This is a genomic window from Janthinobacterium sp. GW822-FHT07A03, from assembly GCF_058798815.1.
On record NZ_JBXAKW010000018.1, the window covers coordinates 25,055 to 31,194 of the forward strand.

5 protein-coding genes are annotated in these 6,140 nt (G+C 51.6%); 1 reads left to right on the forward strand and 4 read right to left on the reverse strand.

Annotated elements, in window-relative coordinates; all coding sequences use genetic code 11:
• The 4 genes from AC1RJW_RS28980 to AC1RJW_RS28995 form a co-directional block, all read right to left on the reverse strand.
• A complete protein-coding gene (locus AC1RJW_RS28980) occupies positions 1-687 on the reverse strand; it encodes an ABC transporter ATP-binding protein (protein ID WP_493047992.1) in 687 nt (228 codons plus the stop codon).
• Positions 684-1,892 (reverse strand): efflux RND transporter periplasmic adaptor subunit, encoded by a 1,209-nt coding sequence (locus AC1RJW_RS28985; protein ID WP_493047993.1) that lies wholly within the window; start codon positions 1,890-1,892, stop codon positions 684-686. The genes AC1RJW_RS28980 and AC1RJW_RS28985 overlap by 4 nt, the downstream gene beginning before the upstream one ends.
• 133 nt (positions 1,893-2,025) lie before the next feature.
• Positions 2,026-3,636 carry a cyclic peptide export ABC transporter gene (locus AC1RJW_RS28990; protein ID WP_493047994.1) on the reverse strand — a complete coding sequence of 537 codons (1,611 nt, stop codon included), beginning with the start codon at positions 3,634-3,636 and terminating at the stop codon, positions 2,026-2,028.
• Positions 3,637-3,874: 238 nt separating this feature from the next.
• Positions 3,875-4,789 carry a cupin-like domain-containing protein gene (locus AC1RJW_RS28995; protein WP_493047995.1) on the reverse strand — a complete coding sequence of 305 codons (915 nt, stop codon included), beginning with the start codon at positions 4,787-4,789 and terminating at the stop codon, positions 3,875-3,877.
• 184 nt (positions 4,790-4,973) lie between these two features.
• On the opposite strand from AC1RJW_RS28995, the gene AC1RJW_RS29000 reads away from it, so the two are divergent.
• A complete protein-coding gene (locus AC1RJW_RS29000) occupies positions 4,974-5,138 on the forward strand; it encodes a hypothetical protein (protein ID WP_493047996.1) in 165 nt (54 codons plus the stop codon).
• The last annotated feature ends 1,002 nt before the right edge of the window (positions 5,139-6,140 follow it).

Consider the following 6,140-nt stretch of genomic DNA (forward strand, 5'->3'; position numbering starts at 1 on the left):
TTAGCTCGCCTGTCCAGTACGTGTATCGCTCACCACGCGCCCATCTTGAAGGCGTACGATGCGATGGCACTGTGCGGCAATCTCGGGCTCATGGGTGACCATCACGACGGTTTGCCCTTCGCCATGTAATTCCTGGATGAGGGCCATGATTTCCTTGCTGGTACTGCTGTCGAGATTTCCTGTAGGCTCGTCGGCGAGCAGGATCGACGGTTTGCCGACGAGCGCACGCGCAATCGCGACGCGCTGGCGTTGCCCGCCAGACAGTTCATTCGGCCGGTGGCCCATCCTCTGCCCTAAGCCGACACGTTCAAGTGCCGCAGCCGCCATTTGCTTGCGTTCGCGCTGGGCAATGCCGCGGTAGATCAAGGGCTGCGCTACGTTGTCGAGTGCACTTGCACGAGGCAGTAAGTGAAAGCTCTGGAAAATGAATCCGATTTCCTTGTTGCGTACAAGGGCGAGTTCGTCGCTGTCCATGGTGGCGACATCGCGCCCGTTGAGGCGGTAGGTGCCTGCACTGGGTCGATCCAGGCAGCCAACGATGTTCATCATGGTCGATTTCCCGGAACCTGATGCACCAATGAACGCTACGAATTCGTTGTGCGCGATATGTAAATCGACCCCCTGTAGTGCGCGTACGGTCTGATCACCCATCTGAAACTGCTTTTCAATCGCGGATAGGGTAATCACTTGGATGCCTTTCCGGCAAGCTTGAGCGTGGCGGGCGTGGTCTTGGAGGTTGCGACGGCGTCGCCATCGCGCAATTCATGAAGAATACGAGCTGGCCCGACGATAATCGGATCGCCCAATGCAAGGCCTTTCAGAATTTCTTGATTGGTATCGTCTGCCATGCCTACTTCGACCACTGTCTTGCGCGCGACGCCATTCACGAGCGCGAACACATAGTTGGCGTTTTTGGCAGCTTTTTCGTCCGTAACTTCGGCGGTCAAGATCGCCTGAATCGGTAATGCCGGTTTGGTACCTGCAGACTCGACGACAATCTCGACACGGCAGGTCATCCCGGTTCGCAAAGGTCTCGAATCCTCATCGAGGCGCAGCTTGACGATGTAACTGCGGCCCTGCGTGCTAACCTTTGGTGTCAACGACACGGATTCCACAGTGGCATTGACCGCTTGGTTCGCAAAGGCCGCCGCATAGACGCGGGCGCGCTGCCCCTTGGACACGCGCGCGACGTCGGCTTCATCGACGTTTACTTCCGCCATCATGCTGGCGACGTCGGCAATTGTCATCAGGCTCGAGCCGGCAACGCTGGTGGCGCTGACTACAGCGGTCTCGCCGATCTTGATTTGAATAGCCGTTGCTGTACCGGTAATAGGGGCACGCACTTCGGTCTTGGCGAGGCGTTGCTGGGCTTGCGATAGCATGGCCCGCGCTTGCTGTAAAGCTTCGCGACTCGCACGCAACTCGACATTGGCCAATTCTTCCTGATGCACGACCTCATCGTACTGACTTTGTCCAATGAATTTCGCCTGTAACAATTGTTTGCTGCGCTCGACGTTGCGCTGCTGGTTGCGCAGATTGAGCTGCGCACGTTCGATCGCCAATAACGCACTGCCTTGATTCGCCTCCTGCTGCGCCACCTCGGCTTGATAGGTAAACGGGTTCAAGCGCAGTAAGATTTGGCCAGCCTCAATCCTATCGCCCTCCTTGACCAAGACCTCCGATACTTTACCGATGACCTCACTCGATAACTGGACTTCCTGGCGGTATACAAAGTTGCCGGATGCGAGAATTGCAGGATGGATTTCCTTGCGTTGCACTGTGGCCGTTTCGATTTCTTTCGACTGCTTTACCGTACGGAATTGGAAGCCAATGATGACTGCCGTAACGACAACGATGCCGATCCCGACTCCACTTAGCACTTTACGACTCATATTTCCTCTTGTTTCAAGTATTCGATTGGTCAGCAGCGAATGCGCCGAAGGCAATTGGGCAACAGCCGCTTTTCGATTTGACGCCCGGGTTCATTTGATGTTGGATTGCTCACTGTATATGAAGCCGTATTCGTCATTTGCCTATATCGCGCAAATGGCCGTCCTCGATCTTCACAATACGGTCTGCATAGGGGAAGTACGAATCATCGTGCGTAATGGCAATGATGGTTTTTCCACGCGCCTTCAAGTCGGGTAACAGTTCAGTGTAGAAAATGCGTTTGAATACAGGATCTTGGTCTGCTGCCCACTCATCGAAGAGATAGACCGGACGGTCTTCCAAATAGGAGCACACCAGTGCCAGGCGTTTGCGCTGGCCCGTCGACAGGTTGAGCGTGGAAAATTTCCCGTCTTCGACCTTGACCTTGTGGGCAATATCTAATCTGTTGAGGTAGGCTTGGGCGTGTTCATCGATCTTTTCGGTACCGAGCAATTGTTCGAACAAATGGAAGTCGGCAAAAACTGCAGAAAAATGGTTTCGGTAGTCGCTCACCCGCTCAGGCGTTACCAATTTTCCGTTCAGGAGAATCTGGCCGGACTCGGGTTCATACAGACCCAGCAGGAGCATTGCAAGCGTGGTCTTTCCGCTTCCATTGCCGCCAATGATGAAGACAATTTCGCCCTGCTCGATCCGGAGGCTCATCGGGCCAAGCATGAATTTGTCTTGTTTTTCGGACGAATACTGATGGCAGACGTCGCGCAGTTCGAGGACAAGCGGGGTTTCGCTGGCGAATGTATTGTTGAGACGGCTCGAGGGAGCTTCTACCACGTTCAGCTGTCCGTCTAACTGTGCGATCTTCTTGAGAGAAACGCTGGCTTTTCTAATCACTGGAATGGCCTGTGCCAATTCGTTTAGCGGGCGCGTCAAGAAAATCAGTATAACGACGAAAGTTGCCAGCACCTCAAGTCCCTGAGGGCTCCGGCCAGGCATTACGAAGAGCAAGATGCCGATAAAGCAATAGAAAAATAGCAGCCCCACGTTGCCGAGCCATGCGTAAGTTGCGGCTGTATCGATCGACAGTCGCGTAAGTTCATGCGCATCGGGTGCAAGCACATTCTTGATATACAGATCACCACGGGCGTCATTCAACTTGAGCTCCCTGCTCCCGTCGATCAGGTCAGCGAAGTTTTTATACTGGCTATTCACCTGGGTACGGATCGCAACGACATTTTCCTTAGGCCCACGCTCTGCAATATAGTGTGTGAATATCGTCAGTGCGACGAAGGCGCTCACAAGTAGCAGCATTTGCCATGATAGGAATGCCATGTAGGCGAAGCAGGACAGGATGATGATGCTATTTCCAAAAACGGCTGGTAATTTCTGAGATGCGGCGAGAAATGCCGGCACGTCGCTTGTCAGGATTACCAGTAATTCCGACTTACCTAGCGCTTGCAGGGTTTTGAGTGGTGTCCGCAGTAGCTTTTCGCACAAGTCGAGACGCATTTTGCACATCACTTCTTGACTCAGGCGCGTTACGGTGAGTTCGGAATATGTCTTCGTCGCGAGATAGAGAAAGCAGAGACCAAAAAACAGCTTAGCATCGACAGAGAAGTTGCCACCGCCTATAAGACCATTGCTGATAAGTTTGGCCAGATTGGCTCCGCTGAAACCTGAAACCAGACTGGCGATGGTGACAAAAAACAGAGTTTTCCAAGCGTTGCGAAAAAGGTAGGTGATGATGATCATTCGTCTTCGGGGATGAGATTTTACTTGCCAAGTATTAGGTCATGCACAAAGGCACCACCATCAATATAATGGGGGTGATCATGAACGACCTGAGCTATGAGGTCGCTGCCTCGAAAAGTATCGATTGTCGAAAAGGGATCAGACTGTGATCGACTACGCGCCTATATACAGCGCGATACACCCGTCAGAACGCACGGGACTTCGTTGCGGGCAACTTGATGCTAGGTGCGCGGCGCTGTTACAGCGGCCACCATCGCTCCTTGGTGATTTTGCGGCTAAGGGCGCTAGCAGTAATACTGGCTAGCAGTGGCAGCAAGCGCCGATAGGAACCACGTACCTCATTAATGGAAACTCGCGTAGCCGGTTCTTTCCAATGCCCAAGACGCTTCAATGGGGTTCTGAAGCAGTGTGCATGCGTGACACCAAAATCCGTATCGGCTGGGTCGATGCCATGCCACCAGAATGGTGGAATATAGACTGAGTCCCCAGCCTCGAGTACGCCTTCGAGTTTGACGAGCCCTTTATCGCGGGGAAAAAATTCGTGTGCGCATGAGAAATGGTGGAAGTTGCCGCGAATTGGTTGCGAGTAGGCCCCCCAATTCTTTGGCGACAGCCTAAATAAAGAGATTCGTTTGCTGCCGACCAGTTGGCTAGTGAGCGTTTCGTCAAAATCATGGTAATGCCAGTCGGTCGACGCATTTTTGTAAATGAATACTCGGTTGCGCGGATAGCGCCGAGGCTTGAGGTCAACTCGCTTGCCCATAAACGGGAAACTGCCCATCTCCGCCTGCCATTGCGCGGGAGCGGCAATGGCAGGAACCGCATAGGTTGACGTATCGGAAGCGCCGCGCATTTCTTGTATGCACTCGCTAAGTGTACGCAGCTCGCGGTTGGTTCTAAAGTACGGGTTCGCATTGAACGTGCGGCTCACGCGGACTTGCCTGTCGCCGCAACGAGATTCGAGGTAGCCGGGTTGTTGCCAGGCTTGGAAGGCAGGCCAATCCTTCAGCGCGCCTTTAATCAAGACAGGCTCATGACGGTTGATGAACTCCTCCAAAAACCTTTCTTCCGTCAGCGTCGACGCATCCACAGTGCGCATGGCTTGAACCGTTCCTGGTACCAAATCGATAACCCGTATTACCTTTTCGATCATTTTATTCCTCAATAAAACCTAGCCCCATACGTGGGCAAAGCTTGCTAGCTGGCCTCAACAATGTGCCCAAGCCACCATGCGCTACCGCGATGTCAAGCCTGTCGAAAACGCACATCCAGCATATTTCCTGCTATCACCTAATAGAATGCATCAGGTCACAGTTTCTATATACAAGAAGCCGTCCATGTCCACTGCACATCAAGAAAAAAATAACAATATGCCGCCGCAGCGGGTCGGTGCACTGGGCAAATTCTTCATCCGGCTGTTTATAGCGCGACAAATAATAACACAAGGTTTTGCTTCCGCAACGCCAATGTTTCTGAAAGAAATAAAAAATACTTTGTATTAAACGGTCCTGAGTTCGAGTAACTTGACGGTTACAAGTTTGCCGATGCTGGCGTATGATTGTTGAATATGCGGTGTAACTCGCTTAAATCTCACCAATATACGCGGAGTTCATTGTTCAAGAATCTCACCAATATTCACAATCGCGCGCGAGGATGAAATCTCACCAAAATACGCAAATCAGAAGTTCCTATTGCAGGGTTGCACATCACACCAGATAGTATCAATTGTAGTAGGGAGGATATAACGTGTTTGACTGTTGCCAAAAAAAAAGAAAGCATAGATAATTAGATAATTATGCAATTAAAGTCTCTAGCCGCGTAATTGGCGCTATGGCCTGCTTTTCGAAGAGGCAGGCATGCAATGACTGTCCTTAACCAAAGAAGCAAGCCGCACGATGATTCAGCCATTGTTTGATATACGAGATCCGTCAATATCGCAGAAGTGCATTTCAGGCCGCTCGTCCAACGCGCTAGGCGCTTGCTGTCCCTTGTTACACCGGGATAGGCGTAACGTCTGGCGCTTATCCCAACGGTGCCATCCAAGATGATGGCTTCCTATGTTAAGCGACATAGCTGTGCTTTCCGATCCAGAGGTATTGCCTCTTTGGAGGAGGCATATGAGCGGGAATATTTCCAGTTCATATGTACGGAAGCCACTTGCGGCTGTGTCCCTTTTTCACTCCACTTAGCTTCACCTCCTCAGGAGTATATGAGGCTGCGTTGAAGCAAATAGGAATCTCGGTTATGAATGCGCACCTGCCACAGGACCGCGATGGCGTTGCGCCTCACGTCTGTGGTAGAAAAAACGCATGTCATTGCCGCAGTTGACTGAAAAACTGCGCTGCAAGTCATCTGACTCGATTAAGCGTCTAGTTATTGAGAATTTTTATATGAGTATGAATTATTTTCTGGTTTGCCTAAAAAAAATGAATTTCACTGTGGATGCCGAGAATCGAAAATATTGCCGCTCGGAATCAATGATGGGGCCACGCTCTCCTTCACTG

Coding starts and splice junctions, on each gene's coding strand:
- AC1RJW_RS28985 (WP_493047993.1), bottom strand. CDS start 1,892: ATGAGTCGTAAAGTGCTAAGTGGAGTCGGGATCGGCATCGTTGTCGTT.
- AC1RJW_RS28990 (WP_493047994.1), bottom strand. CDS start 3,636: ATGATCATCATCACCTACCTTTTTCGCAACGCTTGGAAAACTCTGTTT.
- AC1RJW_RS28995 (WP_493047995.1), bottom strand. CDS start 4,789: ATGATCGAAAAGGTAATACGGGTTATCGATTTGGTACCAGGAACGGTT.
- AC1RJW_RS29000 (WP_493047996.1), top strand. CDS start 4,974: ATGTCCACTGCACATCAAGAAAAAAATAACAATATGCCGCCGCAGCGG.